Genomic DNA, 24,575 nt, shown 5'->3' with positions numbered 1-24,575 from the left:
CCCGCACCCGCTGAGGAGTACCTGGATGACGTCCGGCACCAACGGCGCGAGCACGCCGCCCGAGGACGACGACCCGTTCGGCTACCTCTACGCCGACGGGCAGGCCAACGGAGCCCAGCCGCCGTCCGGTGGCTACGGATACCCGAACACCGTCAACCGGGTACGTCCCGTCGGTCAGCGCCAGTACGGCCAGCAGCAGCCGACAGCGCCGTACGGACAGGTGCCGCAGCAGCAGGGCGCCCCCGGCCGGCCCAGCGCGCACTACGCGGCCCCCGAGACCCTCCCGGGCGGCCCCACCACCACGCAGAGCCCCCAGCCGGGCTACGGCGGCGGTGGCCGCGGCCGGGGTCCCAACACCAGGGGCCTGCTGATCGGCGCGATCGCGGTGGTCGCGGCGGTCGTGATCGGCATCGGGGTGGCGATGCTGGGCGGCGGCGACGACGACGCGAGCGGCGACGACGCCTCGAGCACCCCGTCGGTGGCGCAGAGCGACGAGCCGAGCCCGTCGCAGAGCACCGGTGAGGCCGCCGAGGAGGACGACCTGCCGAAGGCCGACGTGAAGGCGCTGGCCCTCAGCCCCGGGCTGACCACGGCGACGGACGTCCAGGGCGCCAAGGCGGACGGCGGCGCCTACATCAACGGCTTCAACACCGTCGGCGCCTCGATCACGTGGAACGTCAGCGCCATCCCGAAGACCGGCAAGTACACGCTGTACACCGGCTACAGCGTCCCCGGCAAGGACGCCACCGCCACCCTCGCGGTCAACGGCACGGCCTCCACCACTCCGGTCGGCATGGACAACTACGCGCACGCCGCCGAGGGCGACTACGCCAAGGGCTGGACGCAGACCTACAACTACGTGCAGCTCAACAAGGGTTCCAACACCATCAAGATCTCCTGCGAGCAGGGCAACCAGTGCGACGCCCTCCTCGACCAGCTGTGGCTGGTCAAGGGCTGGGTCAAGTAGTCAGGCGGCGGTGGCCTCGGCCGTGACCGCCACCCGCCCCCGCAGCTCCTCGTAGGCCTCCCGGTCGAACTCGCCCGCCACCGGCGCCAGTACGGACGCCGCCGACAGGGCGACCGCCTGGATCAGGCGGTCCGGCCAGGGCAGGTGCCGCACCAGCCCCGACAGCAATCCCGCGACCGCCGAGTCGCCGGCGCCCGTGGGATTGCCGTGCAGGCGGGCCGGTGGGGCGGCGCGCCAGCGGCCCTCGGGGGTGGCGGCCAGCAGGCCCCCGGCACCGAGTGAGGTCACGACCGCCCGGGCGCCCCGCCGCCGCGCGTCCTGCGTGGCGCGCAACGGCTCGTGGGAGCCGGTCAGTTCGGCCAGTTCGTCGGCGTTCGGCTTGATGATGTCCGGGCGGGCCGCGACCCCGCGCCGCAGGGCTTCGCCGCCGGTGTCGAGCAGGACCGGGACCCCGGCGGCTCTCGCGGTGCGGACCAGCCCCGCGTACGCCCCCACCGGCACGCCCGGCGGCAGGCTGCCGCACAGGGCCACCGCGGACGCCGAGCGGAGCAGGTGCGCGTAGGCCTCCTGGAAGGCGGACCACTCGGCGGGCTCGATGAACGGGCCGGGTTCGTTCAACTGCGTGGTGTCGCCGGTCCGTTCGTCCACGACCGCGATCGTGCGCCGGGTCGGTCCGGTGACCGGGACGAGCGCGTCGGTCACCCCCGGGGTCGCCGTGAGCAGCTCCTGGACGACCCGTCCCGTCGCGCCGCCCGTGAAGCCGGTGACCGTCACCTCGTGGCCGAGGGCCGCGAGCACCCGGGCCACGTTCAGGCCCTTGCCGCCCGGGCGTTCGGTCACCGCCAGGACGCGGTGGGAGGCGTGCGGGGTGAGGGACCGCACGCGATGGGTGATGTCGAGAGCGGTGTTCAGCGTGACCGTGAGGATCACCCGGACCGACCTCCCCCGAAGACTCGATGGACCACCCATCCAGTCTCCCAGGACCGGCCCCGCCCTCAACAGCCGGACACATCACCCCAGTTGCGGATCGACCACCCATTCACCCCGGCGCATGACGCCCTTGAGGGCGAAATGACGGTCCAGCAGTACGAGATCGGCGTACTTGCCCGGCTCCAGCGAGCCGATCGAGTCGTACATCCCCAGCAGCCGGGCCGGGTTGGCGGACAGGGCGGCGACCGTGTCCTCGACGGACAGCCCGTCCACCGTCACCGCCCGCTGGAAGGCGCGGTCCAGGGTGAGGGTGGAGCCCGCGATCGAGCCGCCCTCCACCAGGCGGGCCACGCCCTCGCTCACCTCCACCTCCAGCGGGCCGAGCAGGTATCGGCCGTCCCCGAAGCCGGCCGCGTCCATCGCGTCCGTGATGAACGCGACCCGGTCCGCGCCCGCGTGGTGGAACGCCAGCTGGAGGGCGGCGGGGTGCAGATGCGTGCCGTCGTTGATCAGCTCGACCGTGATCCGCTCGTCCTCCAGCAGGGCGGTGATCGGGCCGGGGGCGCGGTGGCCGAGGGCGGGCATCGCGTTGAACAGGTGGGTCGCCACGGTCGCCCCCGCGTCGATGGCCTCCACCGTCTGCTCGTACGTCGCGTCCGTATGGCCGATCGCCGCGATGACGCCGTGCTCGGCGAGCAGGCGCACGGAGTCGAGGCCGCCGGGGAGCTCGGTGGCCAGGGTGAGCATCCGCGCCTGTCCGCGGGCGGCGTCGAGCAGCTTGCGGACCTCCGCCGGGTCGGGGTCGCGCAGCAGTTCCTCGGAGTGCGCACCCTTGCGGCACGGGGAGATGAACGGGCCCTCGAAGTGGATGCCCGCGATGTCGCCCTGCTCGGCGAGTTCGGACAGCAGGCCGGCCCGCTGGGCGAGGAAGTCCATGTCGCCGGTGACGGTGGAGGCGATGAGGGTGGTGGTGCCGTGGAGGCGGTGGGTGTGAATGCCCTTCAGCACGTCCTCGACCGTGCCCGAGGTGAAGGAGGCTCCGCCGCCGCCGTGGTTGTGGATGTCTACGAAGCCGGGCACGAGCGTGTGACCGGTGACGTCGACGACCCGGGCGTTCTCGGGAGCGGCGCCGACGATTCGGGTGCCGTCCACGATCACTCGGCCGTCCTGGACGGTTCCGGTGGGGAGGACCACGGTCGCGCCGGACAGGATGAGGGGGGACGAGCCCGTCGCGGGGTGCGCGTGCGCTGTGGCTGGGCGCGCAGTTCCCCGCGCCCCTAGCGGCGTTGCCATCAGGCTGATTCCTCCGTGCGCTCGGGTGTGGTGAGGAGGTCCCAGGCCAGTAGGCCGGCACCCAGGCATCCCGCCGTGTCCCCGAGTGCCGCGGGGACGATCGTCGGCAGCTTCTGGAAAGTGATCCGCTGCCGGACCGCGTCCCGCAGTGGTGTGAACAAGGTTTCCCCCGCCTCCGCCAGACCGCCACCGATGATCAGGGTGCGCGGGTCCAGGAGGGTGAGGGCGGTGACCAGGCCGTCGGCGAGGGTGTCCACGGCGGACTGCCAGACAGTCCGCGCCCGCGGGTCCCCGGACTCGACGGCCTTCGCGCAGTCGGCCGCGTCCGCGTCCGGGTCGCCCGTCGCCGCCGCCCAGGCCTCGCTGACGGCAGAGGCGGAGGCGTACCGCTCCAGACAGCCGCGCTGGCCGCACGGGCACGGGGTCCCGCCGGGTCGTACGACGATGTGGCCGATCTCGCCGGCGAAGCCGTGCGCGCCCGCCTCCACCCGGCCGGCGATGCCGATCGCGCCGGCGATGCCGGTGCCGAGGGGGACGAAGAGGAAGCGGTCGGCGCCCCGGCCTGCGCCGACGCGGCCCTCGGCGAGGCCGCCGGTGCGGACGTCGTGGCCGAGGGCGACCGGGACGCCGCCGAGCCGTTCGGTGAGCAGCGCGCGCAGCGGCACGTCGCGCCAGCCGAGGTTGGCGGCGTAGGCGGCGATGCCGCGCTCGGTGTCGACGATGCCGGGGACGGCGACGCCGACGGCGGACGCGCTCTGCCCGAACCGCTCGGTGCCGTGGGCGCGCAGTTCGGCGGCGAAGCCGAGGATGCCCTCGACGACCGCGTCGGGGCCGCGCTCCCGGCCGGTCGCGCGGCGGGCCTGGTGCAGCAGCTCGCCGGAGGGGCCGACGAGGGCCGCCTTCATCCCGGTGCCGCCCACATCGAGGGCGATGACATGTCTCACGGGGAGTAGTGTGGCCCGCCGACCCATGAGAGGTCTAGTCCACTTACGTGGTGTAGACCTTATGTCTGACCTTTCGAAACTTTCGGCGAGAATGGGGCCTGGCAGTGCAGCGGCGTAGGACGGGAACGATCGCGGTGGTGTCCGCACTGGGCATGACGGCGGTACTGGGCGGCTGCGGCCTCGGGTCGGACACCGACGAGGTGACGCTGAGACTGGTCGCCGCCGACTACGGCGACAGCGAGGCCAACAGCTCCAAGAAGTACTGGGACAAGCTCGTCGAGGAGTACGAGTCCGAGCACCCGGGCGTGACGGTGGACGTCACCGTCCACTCCTGGAACGACGTGGACCGCGAGGTCAAGGAGATGGTCGACGCCGGGGACGCGCCCGACATGGCGCAGATCGGCGCCTACGCCGACTACGCCGCCGAGGGCCTGCTGTACTCGGCCGACGAACTGCTCTCCATCTCCACCCAGGCCGACTTCGTCTCGCAGCTCTCCTCCGCCGGCGAGGTGGAGTCCACGCAGTACGGGATGCCGTTCGCCGCCTCCACCCGGCTGCTCTTCTACAACAAGACCCTCTTCGCCAAGGCCGGCCTCAGTGCCCCGAAGACCTGGGATGAGCTCGCCGCCGACGCCGCCGCCCTCAAGCAGGAGGGCGTGAGGTACCCCTACGCGCTCCCGCTCGGCTCGGAAGAGGCGCAGGCCGAGACCATGCAGTGGCTGCTCAGCGGCGGAGGCGGCTACACCGAGAACCTCGGCGCGTCCTACGGCTTCGACTCCGCCGAGAACGTCGCGACGCTGACCTGGCTCAAGGACGACCTCGTCGGCAAGGGCCTGACCGGGCCGGTCGCGCCGGGCAAGCTGAACCGGGCCGCCGCGTTCGCCGCGTTCGCCGACGGGAAGGTGGGGATGCTCAACGGGCATCCCACGCTGATGAAGCAGGCCGCGAAGAAGGGCGTGAAGTTCGGCATGGTGCCGATGCCCGGCGTCGACGGCCAGACCAAGTACTCCATGGGCGTCGCCGACTGGATGATGGCCTTCAGGAAGAACGGCCACGCCGAGCAGGTCGGTGACTTCCTCGACTTCGTCTACGAGGAGAAGAACGTCCTCGACTTCTCCCGCGAGTACGACCTGCTGCCGGTCACCACGTCCGCGTCCAAGGCCATGAGCACCTCCGCGCAGGACGAGCACCTGCGGCCCTTCCTCCAGGAGCTGCCCGGCTCCGAGCTGTACCCGGTCGGGCGGACCTCCTGGGCCACGGTGAGCGCGGCGGTCAAGCAGCAGATAGGGCAGGCGGTGACGGCCAACGGCAGCCCCGAGGCGGTCCTCGGCCGGCTCCAGGCGACCGCCCTGCGCGTGGAGGGCGAGGAGAACGAGTAACCGCGCGCCCGGCCCGGTGTCAGTGGCGGGGGCTACCGTGCGGGGTATGGACGACCAGGAGGGGCTCGGGGCCCGGGAGCGGGCGATCCTCGTGCTGGAGCGGCGTGGTTTCGCCGGGCCGGGAGCGAAGGAGCGGGCGATACGGGAGGAGCTGGGACTGGCGCCGGTGCGCTACTACCAGCTCCTGAACGCCCTGCTGGACGACCCGCGGGCGCTGGCGTACGACCCGGTGACGGTGAACCGGCTGCGCAGGGTGCGGGAGTCCCGCCGCTCGGAGCGGTGAGGCGGGCATCGCGCCGGTCCTGACCGGGCCGCGTCCTCGCACACCGGACGGGCTCGAAAGACACGGCCTAAAGACCGCCGCGCTGGATAGGGTCCCCGTATGGGCAGCCACACCTACGACAGCCACGACACGGACGACTCCCTGCCGACCCCCCTCACCCAGGCCGGCCGCGACGGACTGCGGGCCATCCTCGACCGGCCCGACAAGGCCGTGCTCGCCTTCGACTTCGACGGCACCCTCGCGCCGATCGTCCCCGACCCCGAGCAGGCCGGCGCCCACCCCGACGCGGTGCCCGCGCTCGCCGCGCTGGCCCCGAGGGTCGCCTCCGTCGCGGTGATCACCGGGCGCCCGCCCGGGCTCGCCGTACGGCTCGGCGGGTTCGCCGGGGTCGCGGGCCTGGACCACCTCGTCGTCCTCGGCCACTACGGCGCCGAGCGCTGGGACGCCGCCACCGGCGACCTCTCCGCCCCCGCCCCGCACCCCGGGGTCGCCGGCGCCCGCGCCGAACTGCCCGGGCTCCTCGACCGGATCGGCGCCTGGCAGGGCACCTGGATCGAGGAGAAGGGCCGCGCCCTCGCCGTCCACACCCGCCGCGCCACCGACCCCCAGGCCGCCTTCGAGACGCTGCGCGCACCCCTCACCGACCTCGCCGGCCGGCACGGCCTGATCGTCGAACCCGGCCGCCTGGTGCTGGAGCTGCGGCCGCCCGGCATCGACAAGGGCGTGGCCCTGCTCGACCACGTCCGCGAGCTGGGCGCCGAGTCCGTCCTCTACGTCGGCGACGACCTCGGCGACCTGCCCGCCTTCGGCGCCGTCGACAAGCTCCGCTCCGACGGCGTCCCCGGCCTGCTGGTGTGCAGCGGCAGCGAGGAGGTCACCGAGCTGGCGGAACGCGCGGACCTCGTCGTCGACGGGCCGCGCGGGGTCGTGGGGCTGCTGCGGAAACTCGCCGCTCAGCTGGGCTGATCCTCCAGGGCGTGCAGCTGGTCCAGGAACCACTGGGCCGGCGGCAGCGCCGTGGCCGCCGCGGCCAGGCGCTTGGTCCGCTCGGCCCGCTCCGCCGCCGGCATGGTCAGCGCCTCGTGCAGGGCGCGGGCCGTCCCGGTCACGTCGTAGGGGTTCACGACGATCGAATCCTCGCCCAGCTCCTCGTACGCCCCCGCCTCCCGCGACAGCACCAGCGCGCACCCCTCGTCGGAGACCACCGGCACCTCCTTCGCGACGAGGTTCATGCCGTCCCGGATCGGGTTGACCAGCGCCACGTCGGCCAGCCGGTACGCCGCCAGCGAGCGCGCGAAGTCGTCCTTGACGTGCAGCACGACCGGCTTCCAGGTCGCCGTCCCGTAGGCCGCGTTGATCTCCTCCGCCTGCCGCTGCACCTCCGCGGTGTACTCCCGGTACACCGCGAGGTCCTGCCGCGAGGGGTAGGCGAACGCCACGTGCACCACCCGCTCGCGCCACTCGGGGTGGTCGTCGAGCAGCTGCCGGTACGCCAGCAGCCCGCGCACGATGTTCTTCGACAGCTCGGTGCGGTCGACCCGGACGATCGCCTTCCTGTCGCCGTCGCCGCCGATCTCCGCCCGCAGCGACGCCATCCGCTCGTCGACGTCCGCCTCGTGCGCCCGCTCGCGCAGGAAGTCCGCGTCCGCGCCGAGCCCGTGCACCCCGACCCGGGTGTCCCCGAGGCCGCCGGCGAACTCCGCCGCGCAGGCCTCGAACGCCGACGCCCACCGCCGGGTCAGAAAGCCCAGCCGGTCCGCGCCCAGCATGCCCCGCAGCACCTGCTCGGCCACGTCGTCGGGGAGCATCCGGAAGTACTCCGGGGGTGCCCACGGGGTGTGCGAGAAGTGGCCGATGCGCAGGTCCGGGCGCAGCTCGCGAAGCATCCCCGGCACCAGCGTCAGGTGGTAGTCCTGCACCACGACCGCGGCGCCCTGGCGGGCCTCCTGGGCGAGCGCCTCGGCGAAGGCGCGGTTGTACGTCTCGTAGGACGCCCACTGGCGCCGGAACTCCGCGTCGAAGACCGGCTCCAGCGGGGTCTGGTACAGCATGTGGTGGACGAACCAGAGCACCGAGTTCGCGATGCCGTTGTACGCGTCGGCGTGCACGTCGGCGGGGATGTCGAGCATGCGGACCCCCGCCTCGCCCGCCCCGCGCCGGACCGCCTCGCGGTCCCCGTCGGAGAGCGCCGAGCACACCCACAGGGAGTCCGCGTCCGACCCGATCGCGGAGAGTCCGGAGACCAGCCCGCCGCCGCCGCGTTTGGCGGACAGCGTGCCGTCCTGCCGCACCTCGTAGGAGATCGGGCCGCGGTTGGACGCGACGAGCACTCGGGCACCCTGGTCAGACTGCGTGGAAGCCATACGCCTCAACCTAGCCCGACCCGTAAACGCTCAAACGTACGGGTTCGCCGTATACGGAACCGTGTCCGCCGTGACCCGGCCGAGGTCAGGCCACCTTCCGGGAGGCGTACTCCGCGATCTCCGCCATCGGCGGTCGTTCCTCGGTGTCCACGGAGTGCGTGCGGGGCTCGAAGCCGTCCTGGCCGCGCTCGAACTGGGTCAGGGCCGGGCGGATGAGGTGGCCGCGGGCCAGGCGCAGCTGGGCCGTGCGGTAGATCGCGGCGGACATCCGGCCGAGGGCCTGGCCGTCCTGGTGGCGGTGCTTGCGGACACCCACGTCCACCTGGGCCAGCGCGTCCAGGCCCACCAGGTGCAGCGCGTCCACGAGCATGCCGAGCTCCACGCCGTAGCCGACGGGGAACGGCAGCCGCTCCAGCAGGGAGCGGCGGGCCGCGTACTCGCCGCCGAGCGGCTGCACGAAGCCGGCCAGCTGCGGCCAGTGCATGTTCAGCAGCGGGCGGGCCATGAGTTCGGTGACCCGGCCGCCCTGGCCCGCCGCGCCGCCGAGCGGGCGGTCGTACATGCCCTTGACGAGGTCGACACCCGGGTCGGTGAGCAGCGGGCCCACGATCCCGGAGACGAAGCCGGAGGAGAACTCCCTCAGGTCGGCGTCGATGAAGCAGACGATGTCGCCGCGGGTCACCAGCAGCGACCGCCACAGCACCTCGCCCTTGCCGGGCACGGCCGGGATCCGGGGCAGGATCTCGTCCCGGTGCACCACGGTCGCGCCGGCCGCCGCGGCGACCTCGGCCGTACGGTCGGTGGAGCCCGAGTCGACGACGACTATCTCGTCGACCAGGGGGACCTGGAGCACGAGGTCGTGGCGGATCACGGAGACGATGTCACCGACCGTCTCCTCCTCGTTGAGCGCGGGCAGCACCACACTGACCGACTGGCCCGTGCGCTGCTTGGCCGCCAGGATCTGGTGGAGCGGGCGATCGGTCAGGGACCAGGACCGGGTGGTCAGCCAGCGCTCGACTTCGTTCAGCACAGTGCGCGGCTCCTAACGTGTGTGATCCATCTCGCGGTTCGGACGACTCTCTCAACTGTCCTGGTCGTCGGTTACAGTCTTGAACAACGCGGATGACCATCGCATGTCCAGGGTGGCCCGCCGTTCACACAACTTCATACCGCTCATCCAGAGGGGCAGAGGGATACGGCCCGATGAAGCCCCGGCAACCCTCCAGTCGGTTCTCGTAGATCACTGTTGATCGCTCAGCGAGGCTCCCGACTAGGGAAGGTGCCAAATCCGTCTCACGGCGAGATGCGTCGTGAGGAAGATGAGGAGAAAGGGCCTCGCCTCCATGGCTGCGCAGACTGTTGCAAGCACCACCGAAACCACCGTAGACCTCGGCCCCGCCGCGGCTCTCAGCTGCCGCGAGTGCGGTCACCGCGTGCCCCTCGGCCCGGTCTTCGCGTGCGAGGAGTGTTTCGGCCCGCTCGAGATCGCCTATGACTTCTCGGCCTACGACACCGAGGACCTCCGCAAGCGGATCGAAGCGGGACCCGCGAACATCTGGCGTTACGCGCCCCTGCTGCCCGTCCCCGCGGACGTGGCCGACAAGCCCAACATCAACCCCGGCTGGACCCAGCTCGTCAAGGCCGACAACCTGGCCCGCGAGCTCGGCGTCACCGGCGGCCTGTACGTGAAGGACGACTCCGGCAACCCGACGCACTCCTTCAAGGACCGTGTCGTCGCCCAGGCCCTGGAGGCCGCCCGCGCCTTCGGTTTCACCACCCTGTCCTGCTCCTCCACGGGCAACCTGGCCGGTGCCGTCGGCGCCGCCGCGGCCCGCGCCGGCTTCCGGTCCTGCGTGTTCATCCCGCACGACCTGGAGCAGGGCAAGGTCGTCATGGCCGCGGTCTACGGCGGCGAGCTCGTCGGCATCGAGGGCAACTACGACGACGTGAACCGCTTCTGCTCCGAGCTGATCGGCGACCCGGCCGGCGAGGGCTGGGGCTTCGTCAACGTCAACCTGCGGCCCTACTACGCGGAGGGGTCCAAGACCCTGGCGTACGAGATCTGCGAGCAGCTGGGGTGGCGGCTCCCCGACCAGCTGGTGGTGCCGATCGCCTCCGGCTCGCAGCTGACGAAGATCGACAAGGGGCTCCAGGAGCTGATCAGGCTCGGGCTCGTCGAGGACCGGCCGTACAAGATCTTCGGTGCCCAGGCCGAGGGCTGCTCGCCGGTGTCGGTCGCCTACAAGGCGGGCCACGACGTCGTCCGTCCCCAGAAGCCGAACACCATCGCCAAGTCCCTCGCCATCGGCAACCCCGCCGACGGTCCCTACGTGCTCGACATCGCGCGCCGGACCGGCGGCGCGGTGGAGGACGTCACCGACGAGCAGATCGTCGACGCGATCAAGCTGCTGGCGCGCACCGAGGGCATCTTCGCCGAGACGGCGGGTGGCGTGACGGTGGGTGTCACGAAGAAGCTGATCGACAGCGGGCTGCTGGACCCGACGCTGACGACCGTCGTCCTGAACACCGGCGACGGACTGAAGACGCTGGACGCGGTGGCGGGTACGGGTCTCACCGCGACCATCCGCCCCAGCCTCGACTCCTTCCGTGAGGCTGGGCTCGCCTGACAGGTAGTTGTTCGTCTGCGGGCCCGCGGGGGCCGGCCGCGCAGTTCCCCGCGCCCCTGGGTGCGTCATCCCGACCGGAGGTTTCCACGTGAGCGTCAACGTCCGCATCCCCACCATCCTGCGCACCTACACGGGTGGCCGGGCCGAAGTGACCGCCGAGGGCGCGACCCTCGCCGAGGTCATCGCCGACCTGGAGAAGAACCACACGGGTATCGCCGCGCGCGTGCTCGACGACCAGGGCAAGCTGCGCCGGTTCGTCAACGTGTACGTCAACGACGACGACGTCCGCTTCGAGCAGGGCCTGGAGACGGCCACCCCGGACGGGGCCGGCGTCTCGATCATTCCGGCGGTCGCGGGAGGCTGACCGGAGCCTCGTTCGTTACCCTGGGTAACGTCGATTACCAAGAGTTCATCGAATTGCCCCCTCCGCGAGAGAAGCGGAGGGGGCAATTCTCTATGGTTGAGCGCGGTACAGTTGGGGAACCCGCTCCACTCCTCATGCCACCCGCATATGAGTTCTCGCGTCGCATGCGATGAGAAGTAGCCAAAGTGTGCGGTTCTTTTGCGAATTTTGCGCCTTTTGTGGAGCCCGACTTGCCCCGAATTCGGGCGAATTCTCACTACATTCCGGACCCTTCGCGTCCAGAATTCTCGTCCGATTGACCTGTTGCAGACGGCAGTTGGACAGATACATTCAGCCGCGGTCGACGCGTTCCGGCGCACGCCCCCAATCCGTGGGGGGTGAGGTCTGACCCGGATCCGCGAAGTGTGGATCTGTGCAAGGGCCAGTAATAGGGGAGTTAGGCATGGCTCAGGGCACCGTCAAGTGGTTCAACGCGGAGAAGGGGTACGGCTTCATCGCGGTCGACGGTGGTGCGGATGTATTCGTCCACTACAGCGCGATTCAGATGGACGGCTACCGCACCCTGGAAGAGGGTCAGCGGGTCGATTTCGAGATCTCGCAGGGCCAGAAGGGGCCGCAGGCGGACATGGTCCGACTGGCGACCGGCTGAAGCACGCGCCGACTGAACTAGCAGCGACGTTCTTCTTCGAAGGGCCCGCACCTCATGGGGAGTCATGGGTGCGGGCCCTTCGGCGTGCCCGGAGCCCCTCCGGCCCCTGCCCGGACCCCGTGCGGGGCCTGGACGATCCCGGAGAGGCGCTTGCACTCGACGGGGTCGAGTGCTAATCATTGGCGTTAGCACTCTGAAGGTGAGAGTGACAACGAGGACCGGGTCGGTGAGGCCCGCAAGCCAGGTGGGGCAAGGAACCACGAGGTGTGCGAGCCGTCCGTCGCGGGCGCGGGCGCGGTCCGAAGGAATCACCCCCAGTCCTGGAGGGACCACTTCACATGGCCAAGATCATCGCGTTCGACGAGGAGGCGCGGCGCGGCCTCGAGCGCGGCATGAACCAGCTCGCGGACGCCGTGAAGGTGACGCTCGGCCCCAAGGGCCGCAACGTCGTCCTCGAGAAGAAGTGGGGCGCCCCCACGATCACCAACGATGGTGTGTCCATCGCCAAGGAGATCGAGCTCGAGGACCCGTACGAGAAGATCGGCGCCGAGCTGGTCAAGGAAGTCGCGAAGAAGACCGACGACGTAGCCGGTGACGGCACGACGACCGCGACCGTCCTGGCCCAGGCCCTGGTGCGCGAGGGTCTGCGCAACGTGGCCGCCGGCGCCAACCCGATGGCTCTCAAGCGCGGTATCGAGAAGGCCGTCGAGGCCGTCTCCGGTGCCCTGCTCGAGCAGGCGAAGGATGTCGAGACCAAGGAGCAGATCGCTTCCACGGCCTCCATCTCCGCCGCCGACACCCAGATCGGCGAGCTCATCGCCGAGGCGATGGACAAGGTCGGCAAGGAAGGCGTCATCACCGTCGAGGAGTCCCAGACCTTCGGTCTGGAGCTCGAACTGACGGAGGGTATGCGCTTCGACAAGGGCTACATCTCCGCCTACTTCGCGACGGACATGGAGCGTATGGAGGCGTCCCTGGACGACCCGTACATCCTGATCGCCAACTCCAAGATCGGCTCCGTCAAGGACCTGCTCCCGCTCCTGGAGAAGGTCATGCAGTCGGGCAAGCCGCTGCTGATCATCGCCGAGGACGTCGAGGGCGAGGCCCTGTCGACCCTGGTCGTCAACAAGATCCGCGGCACCTTCAAGTCCGTCGCCGTCAAGGCCCCGGGCTTCGGTGACCGCCGCAAGGCCATGCTCGGCGACATCGCCATCCTCACGGGCGGCGAGGTCATCTCCGAGGAGGTCGGCCTCAAGCTGGAGAACGCGACCCTGGACCTCCTGGGCCGCGCCCGCAAGGTCGTCATCACCAAGGACGAGACCACCATCGTCGACGGTGCCGGCTCCGCCGACCAGGTCCAGGGCCGGGTCAACCAGATCCGCGCCGAGATCGAGAACAGCGACTCGGACTACGACCGCGAGAAGCTCCAGGAGCGCCTGGCCAAGCTCGCCGGTGGTGTCGCCGTCATCAAGGCCGGTGCCGCGACCGAGGTCGAGCTCAAGGAGCGCAAGCACCGCATCGAGGACGCCGTGCGCAACGCCAAGGCGGCCGTCGAGGAGGGCATCGTCGCCGGTGGTGGCGTGGCCCTGCTCCAGGCCTCCTCGGTCTTCGAGAAGCTGGACCTCGAGGGCGACGAGCTGACCGGCGCCAACGCCGTCAAGCTGGCGCTGGAGGCCCCGCTCAAGCAGATCGCCGTCAACGGTGGTCTCGAGGGTGGCGTCATCGTCGAGAAGGTGCGCAACCTGCCCGTCGGCCACGGCCTGAACGCCGCGACCGGTGAGTACGTCGACATGATCGCCTCCGGCATCATCGACCCGGCGAAGGTGACGCGTTCCGCCCTGCAGAACGCCGCCTCCATCGCCGCGCTGTTCCTCACCACCGAGGCCGTCATCGCCGACAAGCCGGAGAAGGCCGCCGCGCCTGCCGGTGGCGGCATGCCGGGCGGTGACATGGACTTCTGATCGACCTGACGGTTGATCGCCTGTCCTTCGTTCCGAGGGCGGCACCCCCAGCGGGTGCCGCCCTCGGGCGTTCCCGCCCGCCCGTTGTCCGGCGTGTGCGGGATCACAGGGCCTACGGGACGAGCGTGGTGGCCGCGGCGGTTGAAGCGTGCGTAGTGTTCATGCGCGTGCACATACCAGCCGGTATCACCCGGCCCGTCCGTCCCCGAGGAGCCCCCACGTGACCGCCCCCGCCCCCACCCGCGCCGCCGAGGTCCTCTCGCGGCCGATCTCGATCAACGGCCTCGACATCCCGAACCGCATCGCCATGGCGCCCATGACCCGCATGTTCTCCCCGGGCGGCGTGCCCGGCGCGGACGTGGCCTCGTACTACGCGCGCCGGGCGGCGGCCGGGGTCGGCCTGATCGTCACCGAGGGCACCTACGTCGGTCACGACTCGGCGGGCGAGAGCAACCGCGTCCCGCGCTTCCACGGCGAGGAGCAGCTCGCGGGCTGGGCGAAGGTCGCCGCGGACGTGCACGCGGCCGGCGGCACGATCGTCCCGCAGCTGTGGCACATCGGCATGACCCGTACCCCGGGCAAGGGCCCCGTCCCGGACGCCCCCTCCGTGGGCCCCTCCGGTCTGCGCCCCGGCGCCGACGAGCCCACCGGCCGGGCGATGACCCAGCGCGACCTGGACGACGTCATCGGCGCCTTCGCCGAGGCCGCGGCCGCCGCCGAGCGCATCGGCTTCGACGGTGTCGAGATCCACGGCGCCCACGGCTACCTGATCGACCAGTTCCTGTGGGCGGGCACCAACCGGCGCACCGACGCCTACGGCGGTGACGCCGTCGCCCGGACGAGGTTCGCCGCCGAACTCGTGGCCGCCGTGCGCGAGACCGTCTCGCCCGGCTTCCCGATCATCTTCCGCTACTCGCAGTGGAAGCAGGAGGCCTACGACGCCCGGCTCGCCGAGACCCCGCAGGAGCTGGAGGCCCTCCTCGCGCCGCTGGCCGCCGCCGGTGTCGACGCCTTCCACGCCTCCACCCGCCGCTACTGGCTGCCCGAGTTCGAGGGCGCCGACCTCAACCTCGCCGGCTGGACCAAGAAGCTCACCGGCAAGCAGGTCATCACCGTCGGCTCGGTCGGCCTCGACGGCGACTTCATCAAGGGCTTCATGGGCGAGGGCTCCCCGGTGCGCGGCATCGACGACCTTTTGGACCGCCTGGAGCGCGAGGAGTACGACATGGTCGCCATCGGCCGCGCGCTGCTCCAGGACCCGCAGTGGGCGGCGAAGGTGCTGGCGGGCCGGACGGACGAGCTGAAGCCGTACGACGCGGCGGCGCTGCGCTCGCTGAGCTGATCGCGCCGCGGGCCGGCGGGGGCGCGTCCCTGGGGCTGCGCTTTCGTCGGCCCGAAGGGCCTCGTCCTCGAACGCCGGACGGGCTGAGACACACGTCAACGCGCACTACAGGTTGCCCAGCGGCTCGATGTCCACCTTCACCGGTGTGCCCCACACCCGCAGCACCTCGTAGTCGGTGAACTCGTGCACCAGCCGGTACGCCATCGCGGCACGCGGGGCGCGGCGCTGGGCGGCGAGGTAGATCTCTGCCTCCCGCCGGTCCCGCCTCGGCGTGCCGCACAGCTGCCACACCTGCCCGTTCCACATCTCCGGGAGCCACCGCTGCTGCGGCCGGGGCCGGTCCTCGCGGACCCCGTACCGGGAGGGGGCGGTGACGGAACCGGCCTGCGCCGCCGGGCCGTTGATCTCGGCGCGGCGGGCGGCGCGGCGCCGGGTCTCGCACAGCAGGCACAGGTCGGGGGCGTTCTCGTCGACCGGACCGTTCGGGTGTTCGGCGCACCGGGTGCTGGGGGCGGCGGCGGTGACACTGTCGTCCAGCAGCTCCAGGGCACGCCTGATGTCGGCCTTGACCTCGTGCAGCTTGGTGTCCGGGGTGTCGGCGGTGAGGGCCTCGCCGTGCTCGCCGAGGAGGCGGAGGGCGCGGCCCAGGGCGGTGAGCTGGGCGTGGTTCATGGCTATCAGTCTGCGCAGTCCTCGGGGTTTTCGGTAACCGGCCCGGCGCTCGCGCGTGCGGGGCGCCACAACGGCCCGCGCCGTCACGGCGCCCAGTAGTCGCGTTCCGGCAACTCCACCCAGGTGTCCGGCAAGCCGGTGATCCCTCTGGCGTCCGTGGGGCGCAGACCGGCGTAGGCGAGGGCGTAGGTGACCGCGTTGCCCTGGTGGACGTAGGAGAACAGGACCTCCTGCGGGGTGTCGTCCTCGTCCGGGCCGCCGCCCGGATGGAGGTCGCAGGCCTCTCCGGTGCCGTCGCGGTAGACATCGCCCTGGTTGCCGCTCTTGGGGTTGGCGTACAGGCTGTAGCAGACGGTGCCCACCGACAGGGGCTTCTGGACACCCGGCTGGCTCGGGGCGTACCCCCACGGCTGGCTGACGACGCAGCCGCCCGGCACCGTCGTCACGCCGACGAGCCGCAGGGTCTCGTCCGTGTCGAGGGCGTACGGGTCCTCCAGCAGCTCGGCGATCACCTCACCGTCCGCCGGTGTCGCCTCCAGGCGGCGGATCGCCTCCTCGGCGTCGATCCCGGCCACGCAGGCCAGTCCGAAGCCGTCGTGGTCCGGCGCGCTCACCGCCGCGCGCAGCCGCCGGCCCTCCCGCGCCACCGCCCGCTCCGCGTCGGTCAGGTCCGGCACTCCCTCGGGCAGCGGGAGGAACAGGTCCGGGGTGGGGCCGGCCAGGCTCAGGCGGCCCGCCGACCAACCGCCGAACCCGGGGCGCCACGGGTCGGCCCCCGCCTCGGCCAACGCGCGCGCGTTCTCCGCGCGGCCGTAGGTGAGCGCCCCCCACAGCGCCGTCGCACCGTTCTCCAGGGCGTCGACGTCCGCCACCCGCCGGGCCAGTTCCGCGACGACCTCCGGGGAGCCGAACACGGCCGCCCGGTGCAGTGGCCGCGAGCCGCCCGCGCCCCACGCCTCGGGATCGGCGCCCGCGTCGAGCCGCCGCCGTACGTCCTCGTGGTCCTGCCAGCCCCGGTAGTCCATGCCGGCCCAGCCCTCGCCCCGACCCGTCATCACGCGCCCCCTACGGGGTCTTCACCGCCTCGACGAAGGCGGTCCAACTCGCCGCCCGGAACACGAGCTTCGGGCCGTGGGGGTTCTTGGAGTCCCGTACGGGGACGGTGGTGGGGTGGCCGTCGGCGACTTCGAGGCAGTTGTCGCCACCGCCGCCGCTGTAGCTCGACTTGCGCCAGATCTCAGGGATGTTCCTCATGGAGGTAATCCTGCGCCATCGTCTCCAGCAGGGCCAGGGACTCCTGACGTGGGCGGGTTGAGGCGACAAGGAGATCGACGCGCCCCCTACGGGGTCTTCACCGCCTCGATGAAGGCGGTCCAACTCGCCGTCCGGAACACGAGCTTCGGACCGTGGGGATTCTTGGAGTCTCGGACGGGGACGGTGGTGGGGTGGCCGTCGGCGACTTCGAGGCAGTTACCGCCACCGCCGCCGCTGTAGCTCGACTTGCGCCAGATCTCAGGGGTGTTCCTCATGGTCGTAATCCTGCGCCATCGCCTCCAGCAGAGCCAGGGACTTCTTGCGGGGGAGCGCGGAGGCCACAAGGAGGTCGAACGTGAACTTCAGTTGGGCGACCGTGGCTGGGTCGTCTTCCATCCGTCCGGTGTGAACCCCTTCGCGATAGACCAGGGGCGGGGCGTCCTCGAACTCCATCAGTTTCAGGGCGCCTTCCATCGCGGAGTGCGCTCCCGCGTCGAACGGCAGGACCTGCACGAGGGCTCGGTTCCGATGGGTCAGGCCTGCGATGTGCCGCAGGACCTCCGCCATCACCGCTGGCCCACCCGTCTGCCGACGCAACGCAGCCTCGTCAAGAACGATCCACAACAACGGCTTTGTTGGATGGTCAAGCAGCCGGATCCGCTCCAGTCGGCCCTCCACCCACTCGTCGATGGTCTCCTGCGGCGCTGTGGGGTCGTAGGCCTGGTTCACGGCCCGCGCGTACGCGGGTGTCTGGAGCAGGCCGGGGATCAGGAGCGGCGCGTACTCGCGGATCGCCGTGGCCTGTGCCTCCGCCTCCGCCGCCTCCGCGAAGTGCTCCGGGTACTTGGACTTCGCCGCCGCGACGCAGTTCCGCTGGAAGAACCCCTCGGTGCCCAGTACGTCGTCCAGCATCCGCGCACAGTCCGGCTGCATTCTGCGCGTCCCCGCCTCCAGCTGCCCGATGAACGTCCCGCTCACGAACAGCCGCCGCCCGAGCTCGTCCTGGCTCAGTCCCGCCTTCTCCCGCGCGTGCCGTAGCTCCGCTCCCAGCAACGCCCTCGGTGACGACGACGGATCGAGATCCTTCGGTCCTGCCATGTGCAACCCCCGGCCCAGCACCAGTAGTTGTTGGGAATCCCTGTATGGCCAGGTTAGGGCCGGGTGCGCCACTCTGTGTCGCGAACGGTGAACTCAGCGTGCATACGGAGGCAAGAGTGCGGTCGACCGAAGAAGTCGTGGCGTCCCTGCGGGAGGCGCTCGTGGGTGCCGGAGTGGTCCTCCCCTCGCTCCGCGTGGACGCCGTGTCCGCCGCCACCGGCGAACCCTTCGCGCTCGTCGATCTCGGCCGCTGCAACGTCCGCACGGCCGAGCGGCTGGCCTCCGTGCTGCGGGGCGAGGAGCCGGCGGTCGGGGCGTACGCGCTCGACGAGCGGGACGGGCGGGTCGGCGAGGTCATGGGGCATGTCGGCGGCGCGGTGCAGCTGCGGCCGGTCGGGGGCGGCCGGGAGTGGGACTGTCCGCCCGGGGCGGTGGGGGCCGCGTCGGACGAGGAGGTGCTGCGGGCGCGGGTGCGGGGGCTCAACAGGGAGGGGCGGATGCCCTGTTGAGCCCGCCGTGGGTCAGGTCGGGCTTCCGGCGCGCGGGGGCTCGGAGGCCGTTCGGCCGCGGGGCAGCCCGAACGCGTAGGTCGCCCCGAACCCGACCGCGTACCCGGTCAGCAGCCCGCCCCCGTAGACCGCCACCGCCGTACCCAGCCCGCCGTCCCCCGCCAGCAGCGGGAACAGCGCCCACCCCGACGGTCCGATCGCCGTGGCTCCCACCCGCTGCCCGAGCATCGCGAACAGCCCGACGAAGGCACCCCCGGCCGCACCGCCCGCACAGGCGGTCAGGAACGGCCGTCCCAGCGGCAGCGAGACCCCGTAGATCAGCGGCTCGCCCACGCCCAGCAGCCCCGCCGGGAGCGCCGACCTGATCGTCGTGCGCAGCGGCTCGTCGTGGCGCAGCCGGACGTAGACCGCGAGGCAGGCGCCGACCTGGCCCGCGCCCGCCATGGCCAGGAGGGGGAGGAGGACCGTGGAGCCCTGCTGTTCGATGAGGGTGGTGTGGACGGGGATGAGGGCCTGGTGCAGTCCCAGCATCACCAGGGGCAGGAACAGGCCGCCCAGCACCAGGCCCGCGAGGGCGCCGGTGGTCGTCAGCAGCCAGTTCGCCGCCGTGCCGATCGCGGAGGAGACCGCGCCGGCCGTGGCCATGAGGACGTAGAGCGTCGCCAGACCGGAGACGAGGAGGGTCAGGGTCGGGGTGAGGAGCACGTCCAGCGTCCCCGGCAGCCGCTTGCGGCACCACCTCTCCACGTACGTCCCCAGCAGCGCCGCCGCCAGCGCGCCCAGCACCCCGCCCTGCCCCGGCGCCAGCGTCACCCCGAACGCCGTCACCTTCGCCACGCCGGGGTGGACCACGATGGCGGCGACCGCGCCGCCGAGCACCGGGGTGCCGCCGAACTCCTTCGCCGTGTTGTGGCCGACGAAGACCGCGATCAGGGCCATGAAGGCACTGGCGATCGCACCCAGGGCGGGGGTCAGCGAGGGCAGCAGGCCCAGGTTCAGGAGCAGGCCGTTGAGACCGGCCAGGATGCCGCAGCCGATCAGGGCGGGGATCAGCGGCACGAAGACGTTCGCCACGCGGCGCAGCGCCAGCTTCACCGGGGTCGCGTTGCGGGCCCCCTGCGTCTCCTTGCGCAGGCGCGCCTCGAAATCGGCCGTCACCCGCGCCACCGCGCCCGGGCCGAGCACGATCTGGTACGTGTCGTCCTCGACCACGCCCAGCACCCCCGGCAGGGCCCGCAGCGCCTCCCCGTCCACCAGCGCGCGGTCCACCAGGCCGAGGCGCAGTCGGGTCATGCAGTGGGCGACGGAGGTGATGTTCGCGGGGCCGCCGACGAGGGGCAGGAGGGCGGCGGCGAGATCGGTCGAGGTAGGCACGCCACCGAGCGTGCGGGTCAGCCGCCCGCCGCCGCCAGCGCGGCGCGCAGATGGCCGCCGGAGTCCTCCAGAAGGCGGGTGGCGGTCGGGCCGTCCACGTCGGCGAGGAGCACCAGGATGGCGTTCTTCACCTCCCCGTCGGTGGCCGCCAGGGCCCGCTCGATCTCCTCGTCGGCCGCGCCGGTGGCGAGCGCGACGATCCGGTGGGAGCGGGCGCGCAGCTTCTCGTTGGAGGCGCGGACGTCGACCATGAGGTTCCCGTACGTCTTGCCCAGGCGGATCATCGTGATCGTCGACAGCATGTTGAGGACCAGCTTCTGGGCCGTGCCCGCCTTCAGGCGCGTGGAGCCCGTGAGCAGCTCCGGGCCCACGACGATCTCGATGCCGTGGTCGGCGGCCGCCGCGAGCGCGCTGTGCGCGTTGCAGGACAGACCGACCGTCAGCGCGCCCCGGGCGCGGGCGTGTTCGACGGCGCCGATCGCGTACGGGGTGCGGCCGGAGGCGGAGACGCCGACCACCGTGTCGGACGCCCCCAGCCCGAGCGCGTCCAGGTCCGCCTCGGCCAGCTCCCGGGAGTCCTCGGCGCCCTCCACCGAGGCGACCATGGCCGCGGGGCCGCCCGCGATCAGGCCGACGACCTGCGCGGGGTCGGTGTTGAAGGTCGGCGGGCACTCGGAGGCGTCCAGCACGCCGAGGCGCCCCGCGGTACCGGCACCGGCGTAGACCAGGCGCCCGCCCCGGCTCATACGGTCGGCGATGTCCTCGATGGCGGCGGCGATCGCGGGCAGCCCGGCGGCGACGGCGGCGGCGACGGTCGCGTCCTCCGCGTTCATCAGCCGCGCGATGTCGAGCACGGGCAGCCGGTCGATCTCGGCCAGCTCGGGACGGAAGGCCTCGGTGGTCAGCGTCGCCAGCTCGGCGCGCAGATCCCGGGGCTCGGAGGTGGAAGTCATGGGGGGTGGCTCTTTCAGGCGGCTCTTTTTGAGGTGGCTCTCTTCGGTGGCTCTCTGCGGTGGTTCTCTGCGGTCGCTCTTCGAGGTGGCCCTTTCAGTGGCGGACCGAGGGTGCGGCCACGGCTCAGGTCCGGCCGCGGTGCCGGTGCGCCAACGCCTCGTAGGACGCGGCGAGCGCGGGGGCCGCGGTCTCGTAGGTGCGTTGCGCCACCCCCACGAACAGACAGTCCACCACCAGCAGCTGGCTCGTGCGCGACGACATGGCCGCGGGCCGCAGTTCGCTCTCCCGGGCCGTGGACGTCGTCAGGACGTGGTCGGCGTACTGCGTGACCGGGCTGTCGGGGCGGCCGGTGATCGCCACCGTCGTCGCCCCGTGCTCGAAGGCCGCCCGCAGCGGCTCGATGACGTCACCCGTGGCACCCGAGTGCGTGATCGCGATGGCCACGTCGCCCGCGCGCAGCTGCACGGCGTTGGTCACGGCGAGGTGGGGGTCGTGGTGGGCGTGCGCTATCAGGCCTATGCGCAGCAGCTTCTGGGTGAGGTCCTGGGCGACCAGGCCCGAGGCGCCGACGCCGTAGACGTCGATCCGGCGGGCGGTCGCCGCCGCCACCACCGCCGCGGCCAGCTGCACGGTGTCCAGACCGGCCGCGGTGTCGGCGAGGGTCTGCTGCTCGTCGTAGGCGAGTTTCGCGACCACGTCCGCTATCGGGTCGTCGACCGCGATGTCGGTCGTGATCGCGGGTGCCCGCCCGGACTGCTGTTGTGCGGCGAGGCCGGCGAGGGCGAGGCGCAGGTCACGGTAGCCGGGGTAGCCGAGGATGCGGGCGGTGCGCACGACCGTGGCCTCGCTGGTGCCGGTGAGTTCGGCGAGGCCGGTGACCGTGAGGGCCGCGCAGCCCGCCGGGTCAGCGGCGACGGCCTCGGCGACGCGCTGCATGGAGCGGGTCATCGAGGGTGCCAGGGTGCGCACCTTGGCCGCGAGGGCGGCGGGGGCCGGCGGGGCGCCTCCCGCACCGCGCGAGCCGCTGCCGAAAATTTCCTTCACTTCCCGGGTCACCCATGAAAGATATTTTCGGCTCGGTCCTGTGGTCAAGAGTGCGCACAATGGGTGCATGGATCCCTCCGGCCTCCCCATCAGCCCCCTGGAGCAGGCGTTGCACGCGGCACGCGCCCTCGTGCTCGCCGACCTCGTCGCGGGCCAGGTCGCCGAGGCGGACGTGGTCTCCCTCGTCGAGGACGCCGTCGTCCAGCGCCGCTGGTGGGTGGAGCAGTGGCCGGACGGCACGGAGTTCGTGGCCGGGCTCGTCGCCCAGGACGTACAGGACGCGCTCCTGGAGCGGTACGGACGCTGGCCGCTGTGCCCGGTGTGCGGGGCGGGCGACCCGCACGCCCTCGAGGTCGAGCCGGAGCTCGGGCCGGACCCGCACTGGGTGTGCCACAAGGCCGGGGTGAAGGTCGCCGCGGTGGGGGCGCTGGGCCCCGCGACCGGCGGGGCGGCCTCCTCGTGACCGTCTACATAGACCCGCCCGCCTGGCCGGGCCACGGCCGCATGTGGTCCCACCTCGTCAGCGACGTCTCCTACGACGAACTGCACGCGTTCGCCGACCGGTTGGGCGTGCCCCGGCGCGCCTTCGAACGGGACCACTACGACATCCCCTCGCACCGGTACGCCGACGTGGTGGCCGCCGGCGCGGTGGAGGTCAGCAGCCGTGACGTGGTGCGGCTGCTGACGGAGTCGGGGCTGCGGGTGCCCAAGGGGCGCCCTCAGCGCCCGAGTTCGTAGGCGAGCACCTCCGCGTCCTCGCTCGCCCGGGTGAACCCCGCCCGGGAGACCACCCCTTGGGAGGGGATGTTCGCCCGGTCGATCGTCGCGAACAGGGTGCTCACGTCGTCCCGCTCCAGCGCCCAGTCCGCCAGCCCGCGCAGCGCCTCGGTGGCGTAACCCCGGCCGCGCACGCCCTCCACGAGGTCGTAGCCGATCTCCACCCGGCCCTCCTCGTCGGGCGCGCCGTGGAAGCCCACGCCGCCGACCGCGAGGTCGTCCTCCCGGCGGACGAGGACGAACAGCCCGAACTCCGGCCGGTGCACGCCCGCCTCGTACGCCTTCAGCACCATCCCGGACGCGTCCCGCGTGCCCTGGTACGGCCCGCCCACCACCCAGTCGAAACCGCCCGTGCCGCCCGCGGCCAGGTCGGCGGCGGCCGCGGGCGAGACACCCTCCAGGGTGAGCCGCTCGGTGTCCAGGACCAGGTTGTTGTTCCAGCGCCACCCGGTGAGCGGGGCGCGGCCGGGCAACTCCCCGCGGCCGGTGGCCCACAGCAGGGTGCGCCAGTGGTCGGGGCCCGGCTGGACGTGCGGGAAGATCCCGGTCAGCACGTACTCGGCGAGGTGCGCGGGCGGCTCGTACGGCAGGCCCAGGCCCTCGGCGATGTCGTGCGCGTGCAGCAGCACCTCGGCGACGCCCATCGCGGCGAAGCCCTCGCGGCCGGCGCTGCGGAAGGGGTAGGGGTGGAAGGCGCGGACGGCGCGCGGGGTGGTGCGGACGGTGGTCGAGAGCAGCACGCCGGTGGTCTCGACGAGCTGGATGATCCCGGCGTTGTCGGTGCCCTCCTCCAGGGCGATCTCGAAGGGCACGTAGGCGTTTTGCGCCCGGCCCGCCAACTGCCCCGCGTACGCGATGAGATCCTCCGCGATGTGCGTCGCCGTCTCCCGGCAGCTCCACTCCAGCCGGCCGGCCCGCACCCCCTCCCAGTCCCGGCCCACCGCCGTCCGCAGCAGCGCCACCGCGCTCGCGACAGCCTCCGTCACCCGTTCCGCACCCATGTCTGCCATGCGGGCAGGCTAGGCGGCCCGCCCTCTCAGGGCGACAGCATTTCCAGCTCCCCGGCGAGGTTGTAGCGGGCCGTGGCCTCCCACTCCGCCCGCCCGTACGGCGTCCTGAACAGCCGCGGCAGTTCCAGGAGCCGGCGCAGCACCGCCGCCCGGCCCTCCCGGAAGGCCTCGCTGGGCACGAAGCCGTACTCCTCGCGGACGGCGGCGGTGTACGCGGCGTACGCGGCGGGCGGCGCGGCGAGGATCGCGAGGTCGGCGTCGCACAGCACCTGGCCGTCGCGGTCGTCGTCGGCGGGGTCGTGGGTGACGGTGAGGCGCACCAGCCGGGCCACCTCGGCGGTCCTGGCCGCCGACAGGCCGGCCTCGGGGAGGGCGCGCTCGGCGAGACGGGCGGAGCGTTCCTCGTTCTCCGACCGGTCGGGCAGGTACACCGCGTCGTGGAACCAGGCCGCCAGCCGGACCACGTCCGGGTCGTCCGCGTGCTCCGCCAGTACGTCGACGTGGTCGAGGACCGCGGTCAGGTGCGCGAGCGTGTGGTAGCGGCGCTGCGGCTCCTGCCAGCGGCCGAGCAGGTTGTCGGCATAGGGGTCGGGATCGGGTCCTTCGGGTCCCCGGGCTCCTTCCAGGGTCCGGCGGAAGCGGGCGCGCAGGGCGTCGAGATCAGCCATGCCCCGATTGTCCCGCGCCCTGCCCGGGCGGGGGCGGGAGGCGGGGCGCGGGAGGCGGGGGAAGAGGTGATCGTCGGCGGAGGTGGGCGTAGTCTGGAGATTGGACTAGACCT

Annotated in this window: 27 protein-coding genes and 1 riboswitch; of the genes, 12 read left to right on the top strand and 15 right to left on the bottom strand. The window is 72.1% G+C overall.

Translation table 11 applies throughout. The features are described 5' to 3' along the window. The first annotated feature begins 25 nt into the window (after nt 1-25). On the top strand, nt 26-967 hold the full coding sequence (locus ACZ56U_RS18345; RefSeq protein WP_469085016.1) for a CBM35 domain-containing protein: 942 nt from the start codon (nt 26-28) through the stop codon (nt 965-967). Here the strand turns inward: ACZ56U_RS18345 and ACZ56U_RS18340 are convergent, their stop codons facing one another. The 3 genes from ACZ56U_RS18340 to ACZ56U_RS18330 form a co-directional block, all read right to left on the bottom strand. Then, complete coding sequence (locus ACZ56U_RS18340; RefSeq protein ID WP_469085015.1) at nt 968-1,897, bottom strand: 1-phosphofructokinase family hexose kinase; 930 nt, start codon at nt 1,895-1,897, stop codon at nt 968-970. 81 nt (nt 1,898-1,978) lie between these two features. Then, the gene (gene nagA, locus ACZ56U_RS18335) at nt 1,979-3,190 is read right to left on the bottom strand and encodes an N-acetylglucosamine-6-phosphate deacetylase (RefSeq protein ID WP_469085014.1); all 1,212 of its coding nucleotides are present in this window, start codon (nt 3,188-3,190) and stop codon (nt 1,979-1,981) included. Further along, nucleotides 3,190-4,134, bottom strand: coding sequence for an ROK family protein (locus tag ACZ56U_RS18330; protein ID WP_469085013.1), 945 nt, complete (start codon nt 4,132-4,134; stop codon nt 3,190-3,192). The genes nagA and ACZ56U_RS18330 overlap by 1 nt, the downstream gene beginning before the upstream one ends. Nucleotides 4,135-4,238: 104 nt before the next feature. Here ACZ56U_RS18330 and ACZ56U_RS18325 point away from each other — a divergent pair, with 104 nt between their 5' ends. The 3 genes from ACZ56U_RS18325 to otsB all read left to right on the top strand — a co-directional run bounded on the left by ACZ56U_RS18325 (nt 4,239) and on the right by otsB (nt 6,762). Next, entirely contained in the window at nt 4,239-5,513 is a 1,275-nt protein-coding gene (locus ACZ56U_RS18325; RefSeq protein ID WP_469085012.1) for an extracellular solute-binding protein, read from the top strand. A gap of 46 nt (nt 5,514-5,559) precedes the next feature. Further along, nucleotides 5,560-5,796 (top strand): DUF3263 domain-containing protein, encoded by a 237-nt coding sequence (locus ACZ56U_RS18320; RefSeq protein ID WP_391234117.1) that lies wholly within the window; start codon nt 5,560-5,562, stop codon nt 5,794-5,796. Nucleotides 5,797-5,895: 99 nt separating this feature from the next. Further along, nucleotides 5,896-6,762, top strand: coding sequence for a trehalose-phosphatase (gene otsB / locus ACZ56U_RS18315; RefSeq protein ID WP_469085011.1), 867 nt, complete (start codon nt 5,896-5,898; stop codon nt 6,760-6,762). On the opposite strand, the gene ACZ56U_RS18310 is transcribed toward otsB, so the two are convergent. Both ACZ56U_RS18310 and ACZ56U_RS18305 read right to left on the bottom strand, forming a co-directional pair. Next, nucleotides 6,750-8,159 (bottom strand): alpha,alpha-trehalose-phosphate synthase (UDP-forming), encoded by a 1,410-nt coding sequence (locus tag ACZ56U_RS18310; RefSeq protein WP_469085010.1) that lies wholly within the window; start codon nt 8,157-8,159, stop codon nt 6,750-6,752. The two genes, otsB and ACZ56U_RS18310, sit on opposite strands and share 13 nt — an antisense overlap. Before the next feature lie 85 nt (nt 8,160-8,244). Then, the gene (locus ACZ56U_RS18305) at nt 8,245-9,189 is read right to left on the bottom strand and encodes a glucosyl-3-phosphoglycerate synthase (RefSeq protein ID WP_469085009.1); all 945 of its coding nucleotides are present in this window, start codon (nt 9,187-9,189) and stop codon (nt 8,245-8,247) included. Nucleotides 9,190-9,329: 140 nt separating this feature from the next. Further along, nucleotides 9,330-9,485: riboswitch (SAM riboswitch) on the top strand. Nucleotides 9,486-9,502: 17 nt separating this feature from the next. Here ACZ56U_RS18305 and thrC point away from each other — a divergent pair. From thrC to ACZ56U_RS18280, 5 genes are all read left to right on the top strand, one after another. Beyond that, nucleotides 9,503-10,786: a threonine synthase gene (gene thrC, locus ACZ56U_RS18300; protein ID WP_469085008.1), complete on the top strand. Its 1,284-nt coding sequence runs from the start codon at nt 9,503-9,505 to the stop codon at nt 10,784-10,786. 88 nt (nt 10,787-10,874) lie between these two features. Further along, on the top strand, nt 10,875-11,150 hold the full coding sequence (locus ACZ56U_RS18295; protein ID WP_391234122.1) for a MoaD/ThiS family protein: 276 nt from the start codon (nt 10,875-10,877) through the stop codon (nt 11,148-11,150). 442 nt (nt 11,151-11,592) lie between these two features. Next, complete coding sequence (locus tag ACZ56U_RS18290; RefSeq protein ID WP_007493268.1) at nt 11,593-11,799, top strand: cold-shock protein; 207 nt, start codon at nt 11,593-11,595, stop codon at nt 11,797-11,799. A 338-nt stretch (nt 11,800-12,137) separates the two neighbouring features. Then, on the top strand, nt 12,138-13,760 hold the full coding sequence (gene groL / locus ACZ56U_RS18285) for a chaperonin GroEL (protein WP_391234123.1): 1,623 nt from the start codon (nt 12,138-12,140) through the stop codon (nt 13,758-13,760). A 220-nt stretch (nt 13,761-13,980) separates the two neighbouring features. After that, entirely contained in the window at nt 13,981-15,102 is a 1,122-nt protein-coding gene (locus ACZ56U_RS18280; RefSeq protein ID WP_469085007.1) for an NADH:flavin oxidoreductase, read from the top strand. A 105-nt stretch (nt 15,103-15,207) separates the two neighbouring features. On the opposite strand, the gene ACZ56U_RS18275 is transcribed toward ACZ56U_RS18280, so the two are convergent. The 5 genes from ACZ56U_RS18275 to ACZ56U_RS18255 form a co-directional block, all read right to left on the bottom strand. Next, the gene (locus ACZ56U_RS18275; protein ID WP_469085006.1) at nt 15,208-15,774 is read right to left on the bottom strand and encodes a hypothetical protein; all 567 of its coding nucleotides are present in this window, start codon (nt 15,772-15,774) and stop codon (nt 15,208-15,210) included. Nucleotides 15,775-15,857: 83 nt separating this feature from the next. Next, a complete protein-coding gene (locus ACZ56U_RS18270; protein WP_469085005.1) occupies nt 15,858-16,829 on the bottom strand; it encodes an ankyrin repeat domain-containing protein in 972 nt (323 codons plus the stop codon). Nucleotides 16,830-16,839: 10 nt separating this feature from the next. Further along, a complete protein-coding gene (locus ACZ56U_RS18265) occupies nt 16,840-17,028 on the bottom strand; it encodes a DUF397 domain-containing protein (protein ID WP_469085004.1) in 189 nt (62 codons plus the stop codon). A gap of 86 nt (nt 17,029-17,114) precedes the next feature. Then, nucleotides 17,115-17,303, bottom strand: coding sequence for a DUF397 domain-containing protein (locus ACZ56U_RS18260; RefSeq protein WP_469085003.1), 189 nt, complete (start codon nt 17,301-17,303; stop codon nt 17,115-17,117). Then, complete coding sequence (locus ACZ56U_RS18255; protein ID WP_469085002.1) at nt 17,287-18,126, bottom strand: helix-turn-helix domain-containing protein; 840 nt, start codon at nt 18,124-18,126, stop codon at nt 17,287-17,289. Before ACZ56U_RS18255 ends, ACZ56U_RS18260 begins: the two co-directional genes overlap by 17 nt. A 116-nt stretch (nt 18,127-18,242) precedes the next feature. On the opposite strand from ACZ56U_RS18255, the gene ACZ56U_RS18250 reads away from it, so the two are divergent. Further along, a complete protein-coding gene (locus ACZ56U_RS18250; protein ID WP_469085001.1) occupies nt 18,243-18,635 on the top strand; it encodes a hypothetical protein in 393 nt (130 codons plus the stop codon). Nucleotides 18,636-18,647: 12 nt separating this feature from the next. Here the strand turns inward: ACZ56U_RS18250 and ACZ56U_RS18245 are convergent, their stop codons facing one another. The 3 genes from ACZ56U_RS18245 to ACZ56U_RS18235 all read right to left on the bottom strand — a co-directional run bounded on the left by ACZ56U_RS18245 (nt 18,648) and on the right by ACZ56U_RS18235 (nt 22,019). Beyond that, nucleotides 18,648-20,009: a PTS transporter subunit EIIC gene (locus ACZ56U_RS18245; RefSeq protein ID WP_469085000.1), complete on the bottom strand. Its 1,362-nt coding sequence runs from the start codon at nt 20,007-20,009 to the stop codon at nt 18,648-18,650. A 17-nt stretch (nt 20,010-20,026) separates the two neighbouring features. Continuing rightward, nucleotides 20,027-20,962, bottom strand: coding sequence for an N-acetylmuramic acid 6-phosphate etherase (gene murQ / locus ACZ56U_RS18240; RefSeq protein WP_469084999.1), 936 nt, complete (start codon nt 20,960-20,962; stop codon nt 20,027-20,029). Nucleotides 20,963-21,086: 124 nt separating this feature from the next. After that, nucleotides 21,087-22,019: a MurR/RpiR family transcriptional regulator gene (locus tag ACZ56U_RS18235; protein ID WP_469084998.1), complete on the bottom strand. Its 933-nt coding sequence runs from the start codon at nt 22,017-22,019 to the stop codon at nt 21,087-21,089. A gap of 55 nt (nt 22,020-22,074) precedes the next feature. On the opposite strand from ACZ56U_RS18235, the gene ACZ56U_RS18230 reads away from it, so the two are divergent. Continuing rightward, nucleotides 22,075-22,470, top strand: a complete 396-nt coding sequence (locus ACZ56U_RS18230) for a hypothetical protein (protein WP_469084997.1) — start codon at nt 22,075-22,077, stop codon at nt 22,468-22,470. After that, on the top strand, nt 22,467-22,745 hold the full coding sequence (locus ACZ56U_RS18225) for a DUF4031 domain-containing protein (RefSeq protein ID WP_469084996.1): 279 nt from the start codon (nt 22,467-22,469) through the stop codon (nt 22,743-22,745). Before ACZ56U_RS18230 ends, ACZ56U_RS18225 begins: the two co-directional genes overlap by 4 nt. Here ACZ56U_RS18225 and ACZ56U_RS18220 read toward each other — a convergent pair. Together ACZ56U_RS18220 and ACZ56U_RS18215 are read right to left on the bottom strand one after the other, a co-directional pair. Next, entirely contained in the window at nt 22,727-23,794 is a 1,068-nt protein-coding gene (locus ACZ56U_RS18220; protein WP_469084995.1) for a GNAT family N-acetyltransferase, read from the bottom strand. The two genes, ACZ56U_RS18225 and ACZ56U_RS18220, sit on opposite strands and share 19 nt — an antisense overlap. Before the next feature lie 26 nt (nt 23,795-23,820). Beyond that, entirely contained in the window at nt 23,821-24,462 is a 642-nt protein-coding gene (locus tag ACZ56U_RS18215) for an HD domain-containing protein (protein WP_469084994.1), read from the bottom strand. Nucleotides 24,463-24,575: the final 113 nt, after the last annotated feature.

The organism is Streptomyces sp. NPDC034103 (assembly GCF_055575395.1).
The sequence above is the reverse complement of the archived record's forward strand: the minus strand, read 5'-3'. Positions and strand labels throughout refer to the sequence as shown.

Bases quoted from the DNA above. Each gene is read 5' to 3' on its own strand.
- ACZ56U_RS18345 (WP_469085016.1), top strand. From the start codon at position 26: ATGACGTCCGGCACCAACGGCGCGAGCACGCCGCCCGAGGACGACGAC.
- nagA (WP_469085014.1), bottom strand. From the start codon at position 3,190: ATGGCAACGCCGCTAGGGGCGCGGGGAACTGCGCGCCCAGCCACAGCG.
- ACZ56U_RS18320 (WP_391234117.1), top strand. From the start codon at position 5,560: ATGGACGACCAGGAGGGGCTCGGGGCCCGGGAGCGGGCGATCCTCGTG.
- otsB (WP_469085011.1), top strand. From the start codon at position 5,896: ATGGGCAGCCACACCTACGACAGCCACGACACGGACGACTCCCTGCCG.
- ACZ56U_RS18310 (WP_469085010.1), bottom strand. From the start codon at position 8,159: ATGGCTTCCACGCAGTCTGACCAGGGTGCCCGAGTGCTCGTCGCGTCC.
- thrC (WP_469085008.1), top strand. From the start codon at position 9,503: ATGGCTGCGCAGACTGTTGCAAGCACCACCGAAACCACCGTAGACCTC.
- ACZ56U_RS18290 (WP_007493268.1), top strand. From the start codon at position 11,593: ATGGCTCAGGGCACCGTCAAGTGGTTCAACGCGGAGAAGGGGTACGGC.
- groL (WP_391234123.1), top strand. From the start codon at position 12,138: ATGGCCAAGATCATCGCGTTCGACGAGGAGGCGCGGCGCGGCCTCGAG.
- ACZ56U_RS18275 (WP_469085006.1), bottom strand. From the start codon at position 15,774: ATGAACCACGCCCAGCTCACCGCCCTGGGCCGCGCCCTCCGCCTCCTC.
- ACZ56U_RS18270 (WP_469085005.1), bottom strand. From the start codon at position 16,829: ATGACGGGTCGGGGCGAGGGCTGGGCCGGCATGGACTACCGGGGCTGG.
- ACZ56U_RS18265 (WP_469085004.1), bottom strand. From the start codon at position 17,028: ATGAGGAACATCCCTGAGATCTGGCGCAAGTCGAGCTACAGCGGCGGC.
- ACZ56U_RS18260 (WP_469085003.1), bottom strand. From the start codon at position 17,303: ATGAGGAACACCCCTGAGATCTGGCGCAAGTCGAGCTACAGCGGCGGC.
- ACZ56U_RS18255 (WP_469085002.1), bottom strand. From the start codon at position 18,126: ATGGCAGGACCGAAGGATCTCGATCCGTCGTCGTCACCGAGGGCGTTG.
- murQ (WP_469084999.1), bottom strand. From the start codon at position 20,962: ATGACTTCCACCTCCGAGCCCCGGGATCTGCGCGCCGAGCTGGCGACG.
- ACZ56U_RS18230 (WP_469084997.1), top strand. From the start codon at position 22,075: ATGGATCCCTCCGGCCTCCCCATCAGCCCCCTGGAGCAGGCGTTGCAC.
- ACZ56U_RS18220 (WP_469084995.1), bottom strand. From the start codon at position 23,794: ATGGCAGACATGGGTGCGGAACGGGTGACGGAGGCTGTCGCGAGCGCG.
- ACZ56U_RS18215 (WP_469084994.1), bottom strand. From the start codon at position 24,462: ATGGCTGATCTCGACGCCCTGCGCGCCCGCTTCCGCCGGACCCTGGAA.